Raw genomic sequence first — 2,999 nt, 5'->3', positions numbered from 1 at the left:
TCCCGGCCGCCTCCAAGACGCGTTTCTTGTCCCGGAACCAGAGGAGGGCGGCCGCGAGCCACAGGAGGTTCATGGGGACGAGGATGACGCCGCAGGCCGCCAACATGGCGTCCGGAAAGAACGGGGTGATAAGGCCGGCCGCGAAGAAAAGCGCCAGGTGCGTCCCTTCGCCCAAGAAGCTCCAGAGCCTCATGGACCGCGCCAAGATTTCGCGGGCGGAGGCGCGGGTCTTCGCGTCGAGTTGCAGGGATTCGCGGGGCGGGCGGACGAAGACGGCGTGGTGATACGCCATGATCGTGTACAAAAGGGCATCGAAATACTTCCGGGACCGGAGGCTCTCCCTCGCGCGCCGGCCCGCCTCGTCCGCCGAAAGGTGCTTTTCGGAAAAACCCGGCTCGCAGAGGGAGACATAGGACGTTTTGACCCCATCGTAGCTCCAACAATGGAGGGGCATGCTCGCCCCGGCGATCGCCATGAAGGGCAGGGTGAAGTCGGAGGAGGGGGTATAGGGGCCGCTGACGTAGAGGGCGACCCAGATGAGAACGATCCATACCGTGTCGAAGGAGCCGTCCAAGACGCGGCCCACGGGGCTGGAGGTGCCCGTGATCCGGGCCAGCATCCCGTCGCTGCAATCCAGGACGATCGCCGCGAGAAGGGCGAGGGAGCCGGAGGGAAACCAACCCCGATAGAAGAGAAAGGCGCTGAGCAGGCCGGCGAAGAGGGAGAGCCAGGTCACCTGATTGGGCGTGAGCCCCATCCGGGCGGCCGCCTGCACGACGGGCATGGCCAGCCTCCGGTGAAAGTAGAAGTCGACCAGCTCCTCGACGGCCTTTGGTTTGGATCCCTGAACGCTCATGTGAGCCCCTCCGTCAGTCCGTTGTCGCACCGGAAGCGCCGCGCGGCGCGCGTCTCCCGTTCCAGGTCCAGGGACCTTTTCCGCCTCTCGCCGGCCCTTTCCCAGTTTTCCGGGTGCCAAAGATGATAGGCGACCGCGGTGAAAAGCACCGAGAGGGGGCGGGCCCCGGCATGGAAAAGCCTCCAGAAGAATTCGCCGTCCTCGCCGCTCAAGTCCCGAAATCTCCGGTCGAAGCCGTTGACCTTCTCCACGAGGGCGCGGCTCGTGGAAAAGTTGGAGCCCGACTTGAAGCAGATTTTTTGAAAAAGCCGGCGCGAAGTCACTCCGGACAGGGCGTTCAAGGCGGACTCCCAAAAAGGTCTGGGTCGATCGGCGAAGCGCTGCACGAGCCTTCCGCCGAAGATTTCACCCCATCCCTCCGCGACGGGGGCGTAGACCCTCTCCCGGCATTCCGGAAGGCTCCGGGCGACGAGGGCCTCAACGCCCTCCCCCCAGACGTCCTGCGCGCAGATCCGTTCCGAAAAGGCCGGGTTGAGCTTGAGCCGGGCCCCGAACAGAACCCGTCCCGGGGCCGCCTTCCGCAAATGGGCCTCGACGAAGCGGGGATGAACCGCCATGTCGCCGTCGATGAAGATCAGCCAGTCGCCGGACGCCAGCCGGACCGCCCCGTTGCGGGCCTCGCCGGCGCGAAAACCCTCGTCCGGTTGCCAATGGTGTTTCAAGCCGAAAGGGAGCCTCGAGGCCTGCAGGCGGCCGATGAGGCTCCGTGTCCGCTCATCGGACCCGTCGTCCCCGATGACGACCTCGAAGCCGGACACCGTCTGGCGTCCGAGAGAGGCGAGGGCGATCTCCAGTTGGAGCGGTTGGTTGTAGGTGGTCACGACGACCGAGGTGTTACGTGGTTGCATTGTAGTCGACGGGGGCAACGCGGGTTTCGCCCCGCGTCCCTCGCGTCAAAATCCCCGCGATCAGGAAAAGGGAAACAATGGCGAGTTGCTTGATCCGGAGGACGATCTGGAGAATGGCCCCAAGCGGGCCCTGGAGCCCTAGGAATTCGAAGATGAGATACGTGGACCCTTCCGTCGTTCCGATCTTTGTCGGCAGGAGGGCGACCGCGTAGGTGGCGAGCTCGGTCAGCGTGTAGATCAGGAGGCAAAGCGGAAACGCGTAGCCGTAACCCAAGAACCGGAGGGCCAGCCACAGGGTCGCGAAGCCCGCGACGCGCGCGCACGCCTGGAAGGCGGCGATCGACGCGTAGTCGCCCGGACGCCGCCCGGAAAACGCCGCGGCCTTGCCTTCGGCGTCGCGGATATGGTCGATCAAACGCGCGACGTACGGGCGCTTCAAGACCGACAGGGCGCGTCCGATCCAGCGGCGCTTCAGGACGGCGTTCAGCGCGAAATACAGGCTCAGGTTGAAGGCCGCGAGTCCCAAGGCCCAGGCCGCCGCGTACCGGTCGGCGGGGAGAAAGGCGAAGGCCGCGCAGGAGGCCAGGAGGATGACGAGGGATTTCGAAAGCCGGAAGGCCATGTTCCAGACCACCACCGCGGACGTGGCCTCCCGAGAAGGCAGGTGTCTGGCGAGCAGCGACGCCTTGAACACCTCGCCGGCCTCGCCGGGCACGAGGATGTTCACCGCGGCCCCTGCCTGATTGATGAAGAGGGCGGCAAGAAAAGGCAGGCAGCCCGACGCGGCCTTGCGAAGCGCCGCCCCGTCCAGGGCGGCCTCGGCCAGTCCCGTCAGGCACAGGAGTGCAAAGCCGGCGACGCCCACCTGGCCCAGGCGCAAGCCGACCTCGTCCCAGCCGATCCGCGACAGGAGCCAGAAGAGTCCGGCCAGCGCCGCCAGGCTGACGGAGCCTTTGAGCCAGGGTTTATTCATCGGCCCCCTCCGCCGGAGACCGCGTCCGACGCGCGGATGCGCTTCGAGAGGAGCTGCTGGAGGAGCTTCGCCAGCATCGCGAAGGAGCCGAAGGCCATGCAGAACAGGGCGAGATCGAGTCGTCCGGCCAGGGCGAGAACGAGAAAGAACAGGCAGAGGAAATCGTGCTTGAAGAGGAGCTCGATGTGAGCGGTCCACGACCGGGGCCCGCCGACCTCCCATTTGAAGTCTTGGAGATTGCCCGAGCGGAAGACCGTCGCCA

At 65.9% G+C, this 2,999-nt stretch carries 4 protein-coding genes; all 4 read right to left on the bottom strand.

The annotated features are described in order from the left end of the window. Positions 1–856, bottom strand: an 856-nt coding sequence (locus VLJ37_05275) for a CDP-alcohol phosphatidyltransferase family protein (GenBank protein HSA59079.1), incomplete at its 3' end; no start/stop codon positions are given. Continuing rightward, the gene (locus tag VLJ37_05270) at positions 853–1,764 is read right to left on the bottom strand and encodes a glycosyltransferase (GenBank protein ID HSA59078.1); all 912 of its coding nucleotides are present in this window, start codon (positions 1,762–1,764) and stop codon (positions 853–855) included. The genes VLJ37_05270 and VLJ37_05275, both read right to left, overlap by 4 nt. Beyond that, positions 1,751–2,737, bottom strand: a complete 987-nt coding sequence (locus tag VLJ37_05265) for a lysylphosphatidylglycerol synthase domain-containing protein (protein ID HSA59077.1) — start codon at positions 2,735–2,737, stop codon at positions 1,751–1,753. The genes VLJ37_05270 and VLJ37_05265 overlap by 14 nt, the downstream gene beginning before the upstream one ends. Then, the coding region (locus VLJ37_05260) for a hypothetical protein (protein ID HSA59076.1) at positions 2,734–2,999 on the bottom strand (266 nt) is incomplete at its 5' end. The genes VLJ37_05260 and VLJ37_05265, both read right to left, overlap by 4 nt.

This window comes from bacterium (assembly GCA_035454885.1).
Classification (GTDB): Bacteria; UBA10199; UBA10199; order JACPAL01.
The sequence above is the reverse complement of the archived record's forward strand: the minus strand, read 5'-3'. Positions and strand labels throughout refer to the sequence as shown.